Annotated in this window: 18 protein-coding genes; 7 read left to right on the top strand and 11 right to left on the bottom strand. The window is 56.0% G+C overall.

Translation table 11 applies throughout. The features are described from left to right. Positions 1-66: 66 nt before the first annotated feature. From BLV61_RS15295 to BLV61_RS15310, 4 genes are all read left to right on the top strand, one after another. Positions 67-1,632 carry a recombinase family protein gene (locus BLV61_RS15295; RefSeq protein WP_090466195.1) on the top strand — a complete coding sequence of 522 codons (1,566 nt, stop codon included), beginning with the start codon at positions 67-69 and terminating at the stop codon, positions 1,630-1,632. Next, positions 1,629-2,543 (top strand): plasmid partitioning protein RepB C-terminal domain-containing protein, encoded by a 915-nt coding sequence (locus BLV61_RS15300; RefSeq protein ID WP_090466197.1) that lies wholly within the window; start codon positions 1,629-1,631, stop codon positions 2,541-2,543. Before BLV61_RS15295 ends, BLV61_RS15300 begins: the two co-directional genes overlap by 4 nt. A gap of 2 nt (positions 2,544-2,545) precedes the next feature. Continuing rightward, on the top strand, positions 2,546-3,451 hold the full coding sequence (locus BLV61_RS15305; RefSeq protein WP_090466200.1) for a plasmid partitioning protein RepB C-terminal domain-containing protein: 906 nt from the start codon (positions 2,546-2,548) through the stop codon (positions 3,449-3,451). 257 nt (positions 3,452-3,708) lie between these two features. Next, complete coding sequence (locus BLV61_RS15310; protein ID WP_090466202.1) at positions 3,709-4,206, top strand: hypothetical protein; 498 nt, start codon at positions 3,709-3,711, stop codon at positions 4,204-4,206. 212 nt (positions 4,207-4,418) lie between these two features. Here the strand turns inward: BLV61_RS15310 and BLV61_RS15315 are convergent, their stop codons facing one another. The 3 genes from BLV61_RS15315 to BLV61_RS15330 form a co-directional block, all read right to left on the bottom strand. Then, positions 4,419-5,255: a hypothetical protein gene (locus BLV61_RS15315; RefSeq protein WP_090466204.1), complete on the bottom strand. Its 837-nt coding sequence runs from the start codon at positions 5,253-5,255 to the stop codon at positions 4,419-4,421. A gap of 33 nt (positions 5,256-5,288) precedes the next feature. Beyond that, a complete protein-coding gene (locus tag BLV61_RS30930) occupies positions 5,289-5,534 on the bottom strand; it encodes a hypothetical protein (RefSeq protein WP_139213633.1) in 246 nt (81 codons plus the stop codon). Between the two features lie 873 nt (positions 5,535-6,407). After that, the gene (locus BLV61_RS15330) at positions 6,408-7,535 is read right to left on the bottom strand and encodes a hypothetical protein (protein ID WP_090466208.1); all 1,128 of its coding nucleotides are present in this window, start codon (positions 7,533-7,535) and stop codon (positions 6,408-6,410) included. Positions 7,536-7,812: 277 nt separating this feature from the next. Here BLV61_RS15330 and BLV61_RS15335 point away from each other — a divergent pair, with 277 nt between their 5' ends. From BLV61_RS15335 to BLV61_RS15345, 3 genes are all read left to right on the top strand, one after another. Next, positions 7,813-8,238, top strand: coding sequence for a hypothetical protein (locus tag BLV61_RS15335; protein WP_090466211.1), 426 nt, complete (start codon positions 7,813-7,815; stop codon positions 8,236-8,238). Between the two features lie 99 nt (positions 8,239-8,337). After that, positions 8,338-8,907 (top strand): hypothetical protein, encoded by a 570-nt coding sequence (locus tag BLV61_RS15340; RefSeq protein WP_090466212.1) that lies wholly within the window; start codon positions 8,338-8,340, stop codon positions 8,905-8,907. Between the two features lie 67 nt (positions 8,908-8,974). Beyond that, complete coding sequence (locus BLV61_RS15345) at positions 8,975-9,271, top strand: hypothetical protein (RefSeq protein WP_090466214.1); 297 nt, start codon at positions 8,975-8,977, stop codon at positions 9,269-9,271. A 73-nt stretch (positions 9,272-9,344) separates the two neighbouring features. On the opposite strand, the gene BLV61_RS15350 is transcribed toward BLV61_RS15345, so the two are convergent. The 8 genes from BLV61_RS15350 to BLV61_RS15385 all read right to left on the bottom strand — a co-directional run bounded on the left by BLV61_RS15350 (position 9,345) and on the right by BLV61_RS15385 (position 16,574). Further along, on the bottom strand, positions 9,345-9,563 hold the full coding sequence (locus tag BLV61_RS15350) for an AbrB/MazE/SpoVT family DNA-binding domain-containing protein (protein ID WP_090466217.1): 219 nt from the start codon (positions 9,561-9,563) through the stop codon (positions 9,345-9,347). Between the two features lie 113 nt (positions 9,564-9,676). Continuing rightward, positions 9,677-10,114, bottom strand: coding sequence for an antitoxin Xre-like helix-turn-helix domain-containing protein (locus tag BLV61_RS15355; protein ID WP_090466220.1), 438 nt, complete (start codon positions 10,112-10,114; stop codon positions 9,677-9,679). Between the two features lie 27 nt (positions 10,115-10,141). Continuing rightward, on the bottom strand, positions 10,142-10,495 hold the full coding sequence (locus BLV61_RS15360; RefSeq protein ID WP_090466222.1) for a hypothetical protein: 354 nt from the start codon (positions 10,493-10,495) through the stop codon (positions 10,142-10,144). A 131-nt stretch (positions 10,496-10,626) separates the two neighbouring features. Further along, on the bottom strand, positions 10,627-10,983 hold the full coding sequence (locus BLV61_RS15365) for a hypothetical protein (protein WP_090466224.1): 357 nt from the start codon (positions 10,981-10,983) through the stop codon (positions 10,627-10,629). Positions 10,984-11,078: 95 nt separating this feature from the next. Next, entirely contained in the window at positions 11,079-12,944 is a 1,866-nt protein-coding gene (locus BLV61_RS15370; RefSeq protein WP_090466226.1) for a TniQ family protein, read from the bottom strand. Beyond that, complete coding sequence (locus BLV61_RS15375) at positions 12,941-13,885, bottom strand: TniB family NTP-binding protein (protein WP_090466228.1); 945 nt, start codon at positions 13,883-13,885, stop codon at positions 12,941-12,943. The genes BLV61_RS15370 and BLV61_RS15375 overlap by 4 nt, the downstream gene beginning before the upstream one ends. Next, positions 13,882-15,849: a Mu transposase C-terminal domain-containing protein gene (locus BLV61_RS15380; protein WP_090466230.1), complete on the bottom strand. Its 1,968-nt coding sequence runs from the start codon at positions 15,847-15,849 to the stop codon at positions 13,882-13,884. Before BLV61_RS15380 ends, BLV61_RS15375 begins: the two co-directional genes overlap by 4 nt. After that, on the bottom strand, positions 15,846-16,574 hold the full coding sequence (locus BLV61_RS15385) for a TnsA endonuclease N-terminal domain-containing protein (protein WP_090466233.1): 729 nt from the start codon (positions 16,572-16,574) through the stop codon (positions 15,846-15,848). Before BLV61_RS15385 ends, BLV61_RS15380 begins: the two co-directional genes overlap by 4 nt. Positions 16,575-16,734 lie beyond the last annotated feature (160 nt).

A 16,734-nucleotide genomic window follows, 5' to 3' on the forward strand; every position in this document is an offset into this window, starting at 1 on the left:
TAGCAGCAGAACGGGTACGCCCCAACGGCGCACGTCCAGTGTGGATGCACGCAGGGGCTATTGCGTATGCGCAGTCGTAAAAGTGCTCACTCAGAAAACTCACACCAAGACCCAGGTTTGGCAGCGGCTTATGTCCGGATGTCCACAGAACATCAGCAGTACTCAACTGAAAACCAGCTCGACACCATCAAGCTTTACGCAGCGGCGCATTCTCTCGAAATCGTCAGAATTTATACCGACGCTGGAAAAAGTGGTCTTCGCTTGGAAGGACGTGATGCGTTGATTCAACTGTTCAGTGATGTTGAGAGCGGAGTAGGCGGTTATTCGACCATTCTTGTTTATGACGTCAGCCGCTGGGGCCGCTTTCAAGATCCGGATTTAGCTGCCAGCTTCGAAGTCCGTTGCCGACAAGCAGGTGTCTCGGTCCACTACTGCGCGGAACAGTTTTCCAATGACGGCTCACCCGTTTCTAACATCGTCAAAAGCCTGAAGCGAATGATGGCTGGCGAGTACAGTCGGGAGCTGTCCGTCAAAGTCTTTGCGGGACAATCCCGGCTTATCCAGTTGGGCTATCGGCAAGGGGGGATGGCAGGCTACGGGCTCAGGCGTCAGTTGGTGGATGCGGTTGGCAACCCCAAAGCAGAACTTGCGATTGGCGAACACAAAAGCATCCAAACCGACCGCGTAAGACTTGTTCCCGGACCGCCGGAGGAGGTTGCAACCGTTCATTGGATCTACCAACGGTTTGTTGAAGCCGGTTACTCAGAAACGGAGATCGCTCAACAACTGAACAGTCGAGGACTCCAGAATGAATTAGCCAGGCCGTGGACCAAAGGGGGCGTCCATCAGGTCCTGACCAACGAGAAGTACATCGGCAACAATGTCTGGAACCGGTCCTCCTTCAAACTTAAACAAGAACATGTGCGGAACGATCCAGACCAGTGGATACGCGCGGACGGTGTATTTCCTGCTTTAGTCGATCACATACTGTTCGCCGCCGCCCATGAAATCATCCAGTCACGCAGCTACCGCATGCCCGACGCCGAAATGCTGGAGCGGCTTAAAAAACTGTACGAAAAAGCCGGGTATTTATCCGGCCTGATCATCAATGAGTCTGACGACTGCCCCTCCAGCACGGCGTATCAATATCGATTTGGCAGTCTTCTGCGTACGTATTCGCTCATTGGTTACACCCCTTCGCGGGACTACGACTACGTCGCCGCCAACCATCAACTTCGACTGATGCACCCCCTGCTGCTGGCTCGAACGGTGGAGCACATACAGCAAGTCGGAGGACGAGTCGCCATCGACCCCATAAGCGACCTGCTCCAAGTCAACGAAGAACTGCTGATTTCTCTTGTCCTGTGCCGCTGCCAGCGCAGTGGCTCGGGAGCTAATCGTTGGAAAATACGCTTTGATCTTGGCCTCTCACCGGATATCACCGTTGCCGTCCGTATGGAGCCGGGGGAAGAGATCGCCCGCGATTACTACATCCTGCCAACCCTCGATATTCAACAGCCCAACATTCGTCTGAGTGAGTCCAACGCCTCCAACCTGGAAATCTATCGCTACGACAGCCTCGAAGCACTCGCGCAACTGTCTCGTCGCACTGTCGTGGGGAGAGCCGCATGAATATGCCGCAACACCCTCGAAGCCCACACCATGTAGGCGAAGCGACAACCGTCCAAATGGTCAGCCTGGATCGTATCCGCGTCCTCAATCCCCGTGCGCGCAACAAACAGGTGTTTGCCAAGCTGGTCGAAAACATCGCGAGCTTGGGCCTGAAGCGACCGATTACAGTCACCCCCAGCAGCGATCAAGACAATACTGGGTTTTTCGAACTGGTCTGCGGACAAGGCCGATACGAAGCCTTTTGTGCGCTGGGCGAGCGAGAAATTCCCTGTGTCGTCGTCAGTGCCAGTGAAGCCGACCGGTTTCTCATCAGCCTGGTCGAAAACCTCGCTCGCCGTAAGCACACGAACAAAGACTTGCTCTACTCCATTCAAATCTTGTCTGACCGTGGCTACACCACCAAACAGATCAGCATGAAGACAAGTCTGGACCCCACCTACATCAACGCCATTCTCCTGCTCTTGCGTCAGGGAGAGGAGCGGCTCATCGCCGCAGTCGAAAAGGGCTGGTTACCCATCACACTCGCGACAATGGTGGCCAGGTCGAGTGATACCGAAGTACAGGTCGCGATGGTGGAAGCCTATGAAACCGGTGTCTTAAAAGGCGAGCAGTTGATTAAGGTCAGACGTCTGATCGATAGGCGTCGATTTCTAGGAAAACACTACGGTCAACGACGATCAGCCGCCGAGCAACCGACAACGCCGCAAAAACTTCTGAGTACCTACCAGACCGAAGTCAGGCGTCAGCGAGTCATGCTCAAAAAAGCCGACATCAATGAACAGCGAGTCTTGATCATCGTCACCGCCATGCGCCGCCTGCTGGCCGACGACTATTTCTGCACGCTGCTGCGCAGCGAAAATATCGCGGACATGCCTAAGTCGCTGGCTGACCGTATTCAAGGGGAAGGGTGATCATGGGTCAGGTGAAACAAGGTTTTGAGCGGCAGATCATCCCGGTCCCCCTCGACCGAATTCTGCCGACCCGAGCTGTGGACAAGGATATCGAACAGACCAAAAAATACTTAACGATCCTGACCTCGATTCGGGAGTTAGGCGTCATTGAACCGTTGGCAGTGCATCGGCAGCAGACCAATGTGGAAGGGGCGGCAGCCTTCGTGTTGCTCGACGGTCATCTTCGCCTGCACGCACTTAAAGCGCTGGGCGCCACGGAGGCACTGTGCCTGCTGTCCATCGATGACGAAGGCTTCACCTACAACCGGCAGATCAACCGCCTAACTCCCGTGCAAGAGCACAAGATGATTCTCACCGCTGTGCGTAAAGGCATTTCCCCCGCCCTGATCGCCAAGGTCTTGGGCATCAACATTGAGCGCATCCATGAACGGCAGCGCTTGCTCGATGGCATTGCGCCCGAAGTGGTGGAAATGCTCAAAGTCAAAATGGTCAGCCAAGGCGTATTCCGCACATTAAGAAAAATGAAACCCATACGCCAAATTGAAACCGTGGAGCTGATGGTGTCCGCCAACTGCTTCACCCAGACCTACGCCGACATGGTACTTGCCGCTTCACGCCCGGACATGTTGATCGAAAAAAAAACCAAGCTCGCCGCCGAGGTCAGCGTCGAAGAACTGGCGAGGATGGAGCGAGAGATGGAAAAGCTCTTTCACGATTACAAGGTCGTGGAGGACACGCTGGGGGAGACGATGCTGTTTTTGGTGGTTGCCAAGGGTTATCTCGCCCGTCTGCTGCGCAATGAAACCCTATCGGGCTACTTAAACCGTTGCCACGGCGAACTCCTGGTTGAGTTGACTGCAATCATGGACGCGGTCAGCTCCGACGCCAGAAAGCCTGAACGGGAGTGACCGATTCAGGCGAGTGTCGAATCGTGTTTGTTAATCCTTGCGTAATTGCGGCGCAATTGACCAGACCAAGCGCTTGCAATCGACCTGACCGGTCATTTGCTTTGGACTTGACCGCCGATTGCAGGGGATTTGACCAACCAAAGATCGAAGCTGAGAGACTCATAACGACCCAAAGCTGCCCCTCACACAGGGCTGCTATTGACGAAGCCGGCACCTAGCTTAACCATTAGGCCCTACTCGATCACAGGCTCCCCCAAATGACTGAGCACTCGCTGCACTCTTCATATCGTGAAAAGCTAATCGAGCATTTGCTCATTGGTGAGTTACTGAAATTTTCATGGAAAACCAAAAATTTGAGTCTCGAAATATCTAAACCCGAGGTCGACAGATCTGGCTACGATATTATTGCCGAAGCAAATGGCATTATTAGACACATTCAACTCAAAGCCACATTTATAGGGTCGACTACGGCAACACATAAAATCCATATTTCGCTGGCAAAGAAACCATCTGGCTGCGTAGTTTTAGTTTACTTCAATAAAGAAACACTTGATCTCGGGCCATATTATTATTTTGGAGCTAGCCCCGGCCAGCCACTAGCTAGCCTAGAAAATCTAAAAACCGCCAAGCATACAAAAGGTGATGCTACCGGGTTAAAATTAGAAAGGCCAAATATCCGCATATTGAACAAAGGTAGCTTTGTTGAGTTGAAAACCATACATGAGTTATATAGCCAACTATTCGGAAGCGTATAATTGTGGTTAAAGTCATTCGCTTCGCCTCCTTAAGAGGGCGAAGCTGTCCCTTTAGGTTAACGTTCGTCAGCGACTGAATTGGCCGGTTTCTGCCTGTTACGAAGGGTCGCTTTTGGCCGTTCTCTGCCGATAGTCAATCGTGTCGAAGCCCCTCCGACAAACCAGTAAAATCGGCGCAGATGACGGCTCAGGACGCCAGAGAGTGAGGTAGATCAAGCGGGCGAATCATTTTCCTGCTGGAAGGCTTGGTATGCCTTGATATCGAACAGGTTGATGGTTTTAATTTCGCTTAAAGGAAAGGCCACCTCAAACAACTCGGGGTTCAAATGGTTAAGTGACTCATCCTTCTTGAATCGCTGATACACATTTATGTACCAGGTGGTGAAACAAAGCTTCATTTCCTCTCCAGCACGATAGCCGCTCACCACAGGCAAGATCCTAAGCATGTCGCGTTTGTCACCCGGATCAATCGCTCCGGTCACATAGCCTATGTATACCTTACCGTTCCCCAAGGTCACGGATACTGGAATGGTCAACTCTAATGACCTCATCAAGATAATCTCAAGATCAGCATTCAGCACACGCACTGCTGTCTTGAGCGCAGTCCGGTTGGAATAGGCATAAATCAGCCCAAAAAACTGGTGATCACGGTTTTTGATCCGACGTACGAGCAGTCGGAAAAATTCTTGTCCAGAAATGGTTTTGAGCGCTAACAGCCAGTTGAGGAAATAGCCACCAATCATCCCTAGAAACAATGTGGAAAACAGAACGAGGAGCCAAAACGCTGTATCTGTCGGCCGGTCACTGGGCTCCTGAAGTATTGCCAGGTCTGCCCACTCCCTTACGAATGCCAGATATGGCTCTATCTTTTGTTTGACCGAGGTGAGAAAAGCGAAAGCGAGAAGGAATAGCCAAATACCCCAGAATGCGGCCCTGATATAGACCTTCTGAGAGTCTTCACGTTTTATAAGGTATCTAGTTTGATGCCATGTGCTTACAAAAAGATAGCCAGCTATCAAGGGGAAAAACGCCAGCGCTGCTTTGAGCATCAACCTATCCTTAGGAGGCGATTAACGCCTGATTTAATCGCCTTGTGCACCGCACTTTCTAGGATCGCTCTTCTTGTCTTGAATCTCCGTCCTCAAAGATTCGAATGCTGAAAGCTGATTTTGCACAGCTTGCGAGCGAATCACCTCTTTTGGGTCAGCAAACATTACGCCATCTCCCGTGACGTAGAAAGGCGTTGTTTTTGCTGCTTCACGCTCGGCACCTTGGTAATAGCTTTTCAGTCTATCCATCAAAGTTTTATGTTCGCGATGTTTGCTCACCTGCCATTCTCCTCTAGCAAATTCGTCATCCGTTTTGACATAAAAACAGCTTCCTTATTGAACGCAACATAGGAGATAGCTCCTAGGAGCCCGAGCCCAGCCGACAATTGTCGATGTCGCGAGGCAGGGAGAATATTCCCCTACCTACTCAGCAGCAATAGCCTTGTATCGGCTGTGGGCCTTTATGGATCTACCTAGGGTTTAGCATATATTCGCCCTTGCCCCTGTTTATTCTGACCTCTGGTCGCTGGCTGTATTCCGCATTTGCGACCATTTTGAATGCCATTGGATTGATCGTGAATGGTGCCGTGATTCTCCTGGCCAGCAAGGTCGGGAGTAAGCTGGCCAGCAATGACAACATCGCGAAGAGACTTAATCAGCTATTCGCATCATGCGATCAGGATTAAACGTAAGCCCAGGCACAGGCTGGGTGGCTAGTCTACTGGCCAGAAGTGCAGTCATTCTTGCTTTTCTCTTCAGTGCATTACCTGGTGTACGAGCGTCCGCTCTTGGCCGCCTATCACCGCCGATTGCTCAGTGTCGGTGTCGGCCTGTCATGGCTACGATGCGTCCTGGTCAGTTCGAATGCAAATGGGTGGTCACGTCCGTGCAATTTCCCAATCCTCCGGTGGAAGGAGGATAAACCGCCAAGATCGGCCACTTGCGCCGCAATCTGCTGGGCGCGAGTGGCTAGCGCAGCGCCTACTTCGGCCTTTTGCAACGCATCCAACTTCTGATACCACGTGTTCCAGTGGCGCCTCGCCGCCGCCTGCTCAACATGCAGCGCCTGATTGCGCGGGAACATTTGCGCAAAGGCCGATGCCGCTCGAGGTTCGTTCGACAGGGGGCAGGTCCGTCATGGCCCTGTTTTCCTCAAGACGGCGGCGGCGTGTCTTCATCCAGGAAAGACGTGGCGCTGGGCGTGAGCGGATCCAACCAATCGGCCATACTTCGTCCCCAGTGCAGCAACGACCGCTGCTCAGCATCAATCTCGTCACCCTGGTGGTGTTCCAGCGCCGTAAGGTACTCCCGAATACGTGCGGCGCGCTGCCAGCGTAGCGCCTGGTCTTCCAATTCGGCTAAGCGCGCCCGCTCCAATGCTTGCACGTGCTGGCGTTGCACATGAGCTTGTCGGACTGCCTCGCGCTCAACTGCCTCCACCGCGTACCGCTCTTCGCGCACAAGGGCCTCGACCGCTCGGGTCACCATCAGCACGATCACGTGATTGAGCTGATCGTCGACCGAACGGGCGCTGGAATCACTGACTTTTCCGCCGAAACCGTCGCTAACAATCACCTGCAATTTGCCCGTGGGCTGAAACTGCCACTTCGGCCAATACCCCGCCTCACCAGCGGCGGCTTCCGCCTGTTCTGTGGCGCTGGGCTGATAGTCCAGGCGATGTGTGGGCTCATAAAAACGGACGGTCAACGCCACCCCCAAGACTTTCACTTCTATTCGCTGCCGCCCCGATGACAGCGCATAACCCCGCACGTCCAGGGCTTGCAACAGGGCATTGGCCACGCACAAGGTGCGCGGCAGCAACGCCGGCGAGACGGAAATATCCAAGGTGCCCGCGGTGGTTTGCGGCAACCCCCGCGCATCAATTCTGGGGCGTTGCAGCGACGCCTGGGCGGCCGCCACCACGGGGTGCCACCCCTGCACCGACGTCACTACGCGGATGCGGTTTTCCGCTCGCGCCTCATATTCAATCACCGCCGCCAACCGAGGATCGACGGCAGGAGGGGAATACGGAGTCGATGGGCGAGTGGGGCGTCGCAAGGCACTGGGTGCACCGGTGTACGCCGGCAAAGCGGGGACAGCCGGCACCGGTTTACCCGCCGCCCGCTTGGCCCAATGCCCTTGGGCGGGGCGCGGAATGTTTAAACGGGTACACAGTTTGGCAAGACCCACATTCGACAGGCCGTAGCGGTGAGCGATCACGGTCAGGGGTTCGGCCCAGACCTCCGCCAGCAGCTGCTCGCGATCATACAGTTGCCCCATTCGCTGATCCCCCCAGTGGATGAACCTACAGCTGATTGAACCGAAATCCGATTATGCGCAGTGCGGTTCGAATCCCCCTGTTCCGCGCCTAGCCACGCACCCGGGCGGCCGTCAGGCCCCCTCGGCTCCTGTAAGCGGGCCCAAGCCTACCTCGCCCGTCACAGGGGAAAGCTCGTATATCTGTAAACCAAAGTGTTGATAAACAGACGTTGACAGCCGTACATGGATCACGTACCGTACTGACTATATCAACCGTTTACCCAACAGGACATCCCCCATGGTCGACACCATCCAAGCCGCTCTAAACCAACTCACCACCGAGGGTGACCTGACCCACGGCACCGCCGCCTTGGTCGAGAGCATCAAAGCCCACACCCACCTGTCCTATAAAAAAATTGGTGAAGCGGCCGATGTGACCGAACAGGGCGTGCGCCGCTGGCGCGAAAACAACTCGGGCCAAGCCTCACGGGTTCAAGCCCTGGTGAACTTTGCCCAGAGCCTCCTCACTGCACCGGCGGGGGCGGCCGTACGACCCGCGGCTGGCAACGCCGCCGATGCCCTGCGCGCGGTCACCCCGCTGGCGGTCCAAACCTGCATCAAAGAGGGGCTGGAGACGCTGTTGGGCATCGGCCTCAGCGCGTGCACTATCGTAAAGCTTGAGACCCACAACGGTAAAGTCACCATAGAGCTGGCGCTGGAATAATCCTCGGCCTCACCAGCCCCTACCGTTTAATTCGAGGCGACGGCGATGGCGCCCTACCGCCCCGTAGCGCCTCACGTTACGCCCCTAAAGGAATGCACCATGGCTCGTACCTTGCTGGATGTCCAACTCGCCCGCCTGCTGTACCCGCTGCTCATCGAACTGGCCACCGCTCGCCAAACCCTAACCTACAAGCAACTGATCGAGCGCGCCCAGCGTCGCTACCCGGATGATCAACGCGTAGCCAATCTGATTCCGGTGCGCATGGGACGAATTCTGTGGGTGATCTACGACTTTGTGGCAGCGCGCGAGCTGCCGCGTTTGACCTTGATCATCGTCAGCGCCGGGGACCAGTACCCCGGCAGTGCCATGTGGCAGCACGATTGCCTCGCCGAACAACAACGCTGTTTTGCCTTTGACTGGTCGACGGTCGATCAAGCGTTTGACCTGTACGGCCAACACAGTGAAAAAGCGGTCACGCCTCTGCGCCGTGTCCCCCGTGAGCAAGCGAAACAGCTGATGGCCGCCCACTACCACGACCCGGCACACCATTACCCGAGCGACATTCGCGCCCTGCGCGAAGCCATTATCGAAAACATCATGAACGGCCTATCGGTGGAGGAGGCATTTCACATCGAAGCGCAACTGCTGACGCCGTCAACCCAGGCGTGAAGCCTCGCACTTTTTGCCGTCTAAATCCGCTTCCCACACCTGTTACCCCCTGAAGAGGAACTCCGCGATGAACACGCTCCAATGGACTGTTGACGCCCTCACTTTACTTGGCAAAATTTGGTTGGGCCGTGTTATGCAGAACCTGCCACCAGACAAAGGCGCGACCGTACAGTTCGGGACAATGGGGCAGGGCATACAACCCAACTACCAGGTGTGTTTCCCCAATGGCAACGTGAACACCTATCGCGGCGCCAATCACAAACCCTTTATGCCGCTAGGCGCCTTTAACCGGGAACACATTTCCCAACCGTTTTCATCTACGGATCTTCAGCGTGCCTTCGACGCCGCCGTCGCCACCCGCTAGAGGAGCCAAACCGCTGCGAAGCCTCATCACCAGACCCCGCAGCGTTAGTTCTTCCCCCGCTCGTGGCATGGGCCTAGGACGACCAACCTGGCACCCGTGCATCTGCCGGGGTATCTGCGATCAGCTCACCCAGCGTCAGCTGCTGGCGTACCGACCTGAGCACCAAGGTGTCGTGCTCGAACACGGCGCAGTGCATGGCTGAACCGGCCACCAGGTTGTTTTCCAACACAAACGCTTTTGGCACGGTAAAAACCAGCGCCCCGTACCAACGACGAAGAACAACTGTGCTCATGATTTAATCCTCAACAGGGGTGAACGCCGTCAGGCGCCATTCCATCCGGTGCCTTCAGGTCCACTCGCCGCAACGACCCAAGGCGAGGCAGGCGCAACATGAAATCACCGACTTCAGCTGAAAACCCCGTGCTCGATTTGCCCCACCAACGTGAGTAGCGCGTGTCGCTCCACCTCAGTGCCGAGCAGGTCGTTTGCGCAACGGCCACCGAGGCCATACATCGGCTTGCCCATCCATTCCTGGGCTTGAGCTACATTGCCTTCAAATAGGGCGTAGACGCGCGTGAGGACCACAACCAATTGAAAGAGCTGATCACTTTCGCCGGGCGTAAACCGTCCCGATTGACGTCGACGTCGCAGCGTTGAAGCGGGTATCGCCAGTCGCTCGCGTAGCTGCTTCGGCGTCAGCTGGAACTCATGGCCCACACGCTCAAGGATGCAGAAGGGAAAACCTGCTCGAATCAGGCTCAGCAGTGCATCGCCTTGTGCAGGGATTCCCAAGCGTACCCAGCCTGCTTCCTCGGCACAGCCGTCAACGCTCCAATAGCGCATGTTCACCCCCTGCCTGGATAGGCCGCGTCAATGCAGGCAGTAACGCGAGCCGAGCCTCGCGGCCGTTTTGAACAAAGTCAGCAAATGCTCCAACGATTGTCGCCCGCCATGAGAGTGAAAGCTCACCACCAAAAAACATTCGTGTTCACAGGTTTCGATCAGGTACCGGCGTGTGTACTCAACGACCTGAGTGATTGGCTCGGACAGGATCAAGGTCCCGTCGGGGTAGGTAGGGCTTTTATACACCCGTCCGACCACGCAATAGCTGCTGATGTAGGCGTCCAGCACGTACCCCGTAATGAGCGCTTCGGGGTAGTTCTCCAGCAGGGCGGTGAGCAACAGGCTTTTTTTATGCGGCGTCAACTTACGCAACCCTTTCATGCTGTCCCCTGACCTGATAATCGACCTATCACGGCGCGGCGCACTACCCTCAAGGCGGCTTCCCACCGCCGAATCAGCCATACACGGCGATACTGACGTGGGAACGGCCTTGAACCTTCAAACCTTCGCCCTCAATGACGGTGGCGAGCGGTCGGATGAAACCCCTTCTGCAAGATCTGGATGAACACACCCAACGATCGACGGCCACCCGCTGGGGCAAAACTGGCAATCACATACCGGCTGCCACTTTCCGTTTCACAAATCCAATGACGTCGGCATTCTTCGAGGCGGAAAATATCGGAGGTGCGGATGGTATGCCCATCTTGAAACCAGCCATCGGCTCTCGCTCTGACATGACCGTATACCTGCCCCACACAGCAACAGGCGACAATCCGCGCATTGATGATGTAACCCGTGACCGGCCCCTCGAATTCAGTACGCGTAGCGCGTGCCAACTGGCGTAAGGCATAACGGCTGGTGCTGAACATTGCTTGCCTCCTGAACGACCGGTTTAACCCAGGCCTCAGCGATCACAGGCTGGGCGATGTTGCGCAACCCGTTGCGCCCGACGCCCACCATCGCGTTACGCTGACCCGGTACAAACACTGGGTTGCGCGCGTTTGCTGGACTGCGCAGCGCTTACCAGATCGTCGATGCGAAGCAACATGCCACGGCGAGTTCCCTGACCCGTTCTGGGGGCCAGCGCAGGCTGAACCCCTACGGGCTTCAATCGATTCAACAGCCAAATCGACCGGGTGTTGGTTCGGCGGGCAAGATCGGCGAGCACTGCGAACTCCGACATGAACTTCAACAGATCAGCCAGGGGAATCACCCAATGCGGTTTGCCGTTGAGTGACTCTTGGCGAGCGCCCAGAAGGCCGGTCTCAATCCATTCCTTGATCGACTCATGCTTCCAACCTTGCAGACGTGCGAGCTGGGTGATGCTCAACAGCAGCTCTGGCTGTTCCTCTTCAAAGCAGGCTTTGAGTTCAGCCAGGTCGAAGCGAAGCCCAGAGATGCCGGGTACTCCGGCGATGACCGCCACGGGGAGGATCTCTTGATGCAGTATTTTTTGCAGGACCAGGCAAATAGCTCGATCCGGGATACCACGTCGGATTGAAATATCTTGGAGCCCAGTCCACGCCGACTGATCAACCTCCCGGTGCTGAATACCCTGATGAAGACGAACCACCAGCGCCTCGACATCCGCCGCCAGAAATTCTGCGGAAACCAGTGGCGGACGTTGAGACTTGGTTTGTCTGTCCAAGGCTCCAGATTGCATGAGCCGTTCAAAAACCAGCTTGCTGACACCTAGCCGACGACGGACTTCAGTGGTGGCCAGAAACCGCAGGCGGTCTTGGCGCACTTTCTGCACCACCTCGCGGTGAATCGACACGAATCGATTCTTGCCCTTAACGGTCACTTTGCCCTTGATCTCTCCTGTGGTGACGGCAGATCGCACCAGCTCCGAGCCTATGCCGATCAGGCGTCCAGCTTCTTCCGAAGACAGCCAGCACTTGTCCTGTAGGTGCTGGGGATCGATGGTGCTGATTCTCAGGTTAAGGTGCCCGTCAAAGTTGAGCGACAGGTGCTGGACCAACGCTTGCCGTAGGCAGTCATACGCGGGATCGGTATAGCGCTGATGCAGCTCGCGGTACCAACCGCCCAAGCGCTTGGCCAGACCGGGGCCTTCGGTACTAGCCAGGCGAGCGCCCAGGGCCTCATCAAAGCGCGTCGGCCATGACCAAAGGAGGCCAAAGCCGATTTGCACCGATACGATCAATGCACCGACCGACGCTTTGCCGCGCGAGGATTTGGTCACGGAAACCTCATCGCTCTTAGCCGTGAAGTGCTTACCAAGCAGGTAAAGGAGGTCGACCAGATCGGCGGGCGGTGAGCCCGTGCGCCATGCCGGTGGTAGCGAGTGCCGTGCCGGGTGCTCAATGCCCAGCAGGAAGGCTGACAGCGCCAGCGACTCCTCACTGGCCGCGACGGTTGGGCCCAGGGCGTAGGCCTGACCACACGCACAGCGATCAAGCGGACTGTCAGCATTGATACCTTGGCCACAGGCCATGCAACTGGCCACAAGTTGGATGTTGTGACGTGGGCAAGCGGTCACCAGTACATGGTTCCACCCGAGGCGTTGATAAGGCTTGTCCGCCATACACTGGGGACAGACTTTGTCGCCATTGCGACACTGGTATTTCGGTCGGAGCATCACGTTGCTGCTGTCTGGAGCCAGTTGGCGAATAGCCAAATCCACGGCATCGACGTCCAACTCCGCTGCGAGTCGGGCAAGCTCAGTCTCACTGTAGGTCAAACGGAATTTCATCCCGAAGCTGGCCAAGAGCGACTTAACCCCTGGCGCCCAATTATGCTCACTCACACGCCTCAGGAAGCCATGCAGGGACTCGTCAGAATGTGGTTGAAGGCGAACGATCAAACTCATGGCTTCACTCCTTGAAGTACGCCTTTAGGCATGGCCATGTGCGACTCGATCAGCATCTTGGCGAAGCCCTGTCCGAGGAGGCTTTCTACAGGCGGGTTGCCTTCAAACGGGTTGAACTCAAGAAACCGGGTATTCACCGCTTCGGCATAGGCGCGAACCAGGGTCTTCAGAGTGATGCAGTGATCTTTGGCCAAGTGCTCCGCAGCGTGAAACAACTTCACCAACATGCCAATCCGACCGAGGCAGGCCGCATACACACGTTTGGCATAGTCCAGATCCCTGGCATCGGGCACGCTCCAGCCTGCGTCGCTAAAGGCTTCACTCAGCGACAACAGAGCACCACGAAATGCCAATTGCTCACTGCTATCGTTCCAGTTGTAAGGCCGAAACTCGAACACGGCTTCAGCGCGGTCGCGCAATTGTTCATTGCGCGTCAAAACCTCGTTTGCCAAGGGCAATCCGGTGAGTACCAAGGTCAGGTTCATTTCTTCGCCCAGCACCTTCAACCAGTCCGCCGCTTCCCGGGCGGCGGTGCGAGAACCACGCTCGGCAAAATGCTGCATTTCGTCGAAGACCAGGACTCTCGTCTGGGTGATCTTGATCAGCTCGCAGGCCATCCGGGTCAGCTCCTCCGAGCTGGAACGGCTGTAGCGGGGGGAACCCAAGCCCTCCAGCAAGGCGATAGGCAACGAGCGACGGGTCGGATTAACCGGCGTCACCACCCGCACGATCGGCATCTGCCGAATCCCCCCAACAACATTTGGTGGATGGTCTGCCAACACTGTTTTGACCAATTCACTCTTACCCACCCGAGTCGGGCCGAAGATCGGCAGAATCAACGATTCGCCGGCCAGGCCGCGCCTGACCGTCGACTCCAAACGGTCCAATGCCTGACTGAATGTGGCGTGCTCGATCAACTCGTACTTCACCAGCGCATTCATTCGGCGTCTCCTTGGCCTGATTTCTTACGGCGCGGCGCAGCCGTGAGCGTGGCCACCGATGACGGTGTTTCAGTGATCGCCTCAACAACTGGCCGGGGCGGTTCTTGACGCTGCGCCTCAAGCCGCTTTTCTTCGCGCTCCAGACTTCGGGCAGCGCGATTCTGATCCTTCATGCGCCCCCCAGCTGCCCGTTCACGTATTCCCCGGAGCATTTGCATATGCTCGATCTGATAGTTCTCGCCCGACAGTTCGGCATCGGACTTCCTAAGTGCACGGCGGATCTTTCGAGCCTCTTCAAAGCTAATTAGAGGCATGCCCGTTAGGCGGTTGTGGGCTTCGATCAATACGCCAGCATCGCTGGGGTCGACCACAAAAACCGAGCGGCAGTCGAGCGGATTGAATCGCACCTTGACCTTGGTTTTTTGCCCCCTGCGTTGGTACAGCTTGCTCAATTCAGGGCTGTTGTACGTCATGGTTTGGTAACAGACACCCTCTCGGCTAAGCGTTAGTTCATCCACGTTGTAGCGCAAGCAAGCATTCCTAAACTCTTCAGGATCCGGTGGTGGTATCAGGACGTAGCGTTGTTTCAACAACTCCATGGCCCGTGCCGGCGAACAGCCCGGTTCAAAGCGGTACTCCAGACGTTGAGAAGGCGTCTGCATATACACGTCTGCGACCCACTTGATGATCAAGGCCTCCAACTCCTGGACGGTATACAAGCGCTCCTTCATCGCACGGCCAATCGGATCACGCTCGAATTTCGACTGGGACTTGGTGGAGCCTGGCAGCGTATTGATCAGGCCGGCTTTCAGCGTGCCGAAGAACCGCTCAATGAAGGGCTTGGCTTGGGGCTTTCCAGCCATCGGATAGTCGATGGTGGTATTCAAGTAGCGCAGTGCGCTCAACACCAGACCGCCGTGATGCTCTTGTGCATTGTCGAGCACCATCGTCTCGATCGCCGCCGGAACCAACCACGGGTGATTCAGGTCGTAGCGCTGGCTGAATGCCTCGCCTTTAGGCGAAAAGCAAAACTCCAACGCCGACAGCACAAAGTCCTGCGAGGGTTTCGCGATGCAACATTTCACCATGACTACCCCACCGGAGGCCACGTCGATACCCACATAACAGTTAGCCCTGCCAATCAGCTTGCCGTGAACATCACAGCAAAAAATGTCCAGGGGCGTAGCATCGACTTCCACCCGTTCGTAGGGGCGTTCCACCAACAACTTGCGGATGGCCGCTCGCATCTCCTGATCGTATGTGGCTTTCGAAACGCGGCCAGGGGCAATAAGCGTCTGCTCCAACTCACGAATACGACGAGAAACACTGCGGCGCGAAATCCCACGAAATCGAGTATTGCGTTGGGCTGCGCGTGCCCGACATTGATCATTCACCAACTTGGTGATCTGGGTGACGTTGAACTTGTCGGTGTGAAAATACGACCGCATGATTTCATCGACCACAGTTTCTTCGAAATCCAGATCATCCGGGGTCTGCATCCGACGTTTGTTACCACGGGCACTGAAACGGGGTGCCAGTTGGTCCGTTGAACCAGCAAGCGCGGACGATTTGCGCCAGCGCTGAATCGTCCGTATGGAGGGTAGGGGCAGGTTCTGCTCGACACAGTGGGCTTGAAGACGCTCAATCGTTGCCGTCCAAGAACAGCCATCACGACGCGCCTCTTTAATGTATTCGAGCAGCTTTAGTCGTTGGTCGAGTCCACCACGCTCCGTCTGCGTTAGGTTGCGCACCGGCATGGGCTGGACAGCGGATACTGTTGGACCGTAGCTGCGGCGATACTGACCCTGTGCGAACCGTTGCTGAAAATCGTCGATTCTCAACACGAACTCTTCGCCTAGCGACCCTTGCAAAACGATCTGGGAAATTTCGGGGCGAATGGACACCACCCGGCGCACTTGGTCGCGCTCCAAGATGATGCTATCGACCGCCAGCGCGCGACTCATGGGCGCACCTGCAAAAGCTGAAAGTGCGACAGATCGCCATAGGCCGCGTGCACCTCGCTGGTGGGCGAGAAGAGCGATTTGGAAAAGTCGGCGCTCAACAGGCCCGCCAGAAGGCCCGCAAGCACGCCGACGCGGCCAGACGTCAAGCGCAGGGCAAGCTCCTCAACCGACCAGCAGGTTGCGGAGTTGAGCAGGGCGCTGATCTCTCTCTCCGCTGTGGCACGAAGTGGCTCAAGATAGCCCGCTCGGAGCAAGTGCAGGCTAGGCAGCGCCTGCATGACCGTAGGAGAAACGGCGGTGTCCAACACGAGCATGAAGCCAATACCGTACGAATTCAGGCAGTTCTCGATCGCCTCACGCTTAGCTTCGAACGCTTCGAGGAATCGAGAGTGCTTGGCCTCAATGGCCAATACGCTTCCATCATCCAGCCGACACAGGAAATCGGGGGTGTAGAAGCGCGGTTTGACGCCTGGCCGTGGGCGATAATGCTGGCGAGAAGGCAGTACGGTGTTGCTCTGCAATTCGAGCGTGAAGGGTTGCGCGGCAAGTTCGGTTACACGTGGATCAATATCCAGCATCAGGCCAATGTCGCGTTCAAGCGCGCTCTCAACGCGCAAATCGCCACCCTTACTCTTCATGGACTTGAGCACAAGTGCACGTCGGCCGCGCCGAACTCTGCGGGCAACATCTCTGGCGAAAGTTGGACTATCGGTATCTCGGATCATGCGGGTGCTCCTACGATGCACAAAGTGTTAATCGCCGTAGGAGAAAGTCAAATGACTTAATATCTAAGTAACTATAAAATTTGAATACTGTAATACATACAAAAACAATCAAACAAAATTTCTATAGGCATTTCAACTGATTGAAAAAATCCTTAAATAT

The sequence above is a fragment of the Pseudomonas mohnii genome (assembly GCF_900105115.1).
Classification (GTDB): Bacteria; Pseudomonadota; Gammaproteobacteria; order Pseudomonadales; family Pseudomonadaceae; genus Aquipseudomonas; species Aquipseudomonas mohnii.

Excerpts from the sequence above, each read along its gene's own strand:
- BLV61_RS15295 (WP_090466195.1), top strand. The coding sequence starts at position 67 with ATGCGCAGTCGTAAAAGTGCTCACTCAGAAAACTCACACCAAGACCCA.
- BLV61_RS15300 (WP_090466197.1), top strand. The coding sequence starts at position 1,629 with ATGAATATGCCGCAACACCCTCGAAGCCCACACCATGTAGGCGAAGCG.
- BLV61_RS15305 (WP_090466200.1), top strand. The coding sequence starts at position 2,546 with ATGGGTCAGGTGAAACAAGGTTTTGAGCGGCAGATCATCCCGGTCCCC.
- BLV61_RS15310 (WP_090466202.1), top strand. The coding sequence starts at position 3,709 with ATGACTGAGCACTCGCTGCACTCTTCATATCGTGAAAAGCTAATCGAG.
- BLV61_RS15315 (WP_090466204.1), bottom strand. The coding sequence starts at position 5,255 with ATGCTCAAAGCAGCGCTGGCGTTTTTCCCCTTGATAGCTGGCTATCTT.
- BLV61_RS15330 (WP_090466208.1), bottom strand. The coding sequence starts at position 7,535 with ATGGGGCAACTGTATGATCGCGAGCAGCTGCTGGCGGAGGTCTGGGCC.
- BLV61_RS15335 (WP_090466211.1), top strand. The coding sequence starts at position 7,813 with ATGGTCGACACCATCCAAGCCGCTCTAAACCAACTCACCACCGAGGGT.
- BLV61_RS15340 (WP_090466212.1), top strand. The coding sequence starts at position 8,338 with ATGGCTCGTACCTTGCTGGATGTCCAACTCGCCCGCCTGCTGTACCCG.
- BLV61_RS15345 (WP_090466214.1), top strand. The coding sequence starts at position 8,975 with ATGAACACGCTCCAATGGACTGTTGACGCCCTCACTTTACTTGGCAAA.
- BLV61_RS15350 (WP_090466217.1), bottom strand. The coding sequence starts at position 9,563 with ATGAGCACAGTTGTTCTTCGTCGTTGGTACGGGGCGCTGGTTTTTACC.
- BLV61_RS15355 (WP_090466220.1), bottom strand. The coding sequence starts at position 10,114 with ATGCGCTATTGGAGCGTTGACGGCTGTGCCGAGGAAGCAGGCTGGGTA.
- BLV61_RS15360 (WP_090466222.1), bottom strand. The coding sequence starts at position 10,495 with ATGAAAGGGTTGCGTAAGTTGACGCCGCATAAAAAAAGCCTGTTGCTC.
- BLV61_RS15365 (WP_090466224.1), bottom strand. The coding sequence starts at position 10,983 with ATGTTCAGCACCAGCCGTTATGCCTTACGCCAGTTGGCACGCGCTACG.
- BLV61_RS15370 (WP_090466226.1), bottom strand. The coding sequence starts at position 12,944 with ATGAGTTTGATCGTTCGCCTTCAACCACATTCTGACGAGTCCCTGCAT.
- BLV61_RS15375 (WP_090466228.1), bottom strand. The coding sequence starts at position 13,885 with ATGAATGCGCTGGTGAAGTACGAGTTGATCGAGCACGCCACATTCAGT.
- BLV61_RS15380 (WP_090466230.1), bottom strand. The coding sequence starts at position 15,849 with ATGAGTCGCGCGCTGGCGGTCGATAGCATCATCTTGGAGCGCGACCAA.
- BLV61_RS15385 (WP_090466233.1), bottom strand. The coding sequence starts at position 16,574 with ATGATCCGAGATACCGATAGTCCAACTTTCGCCAGAGATGTTGCCCGC.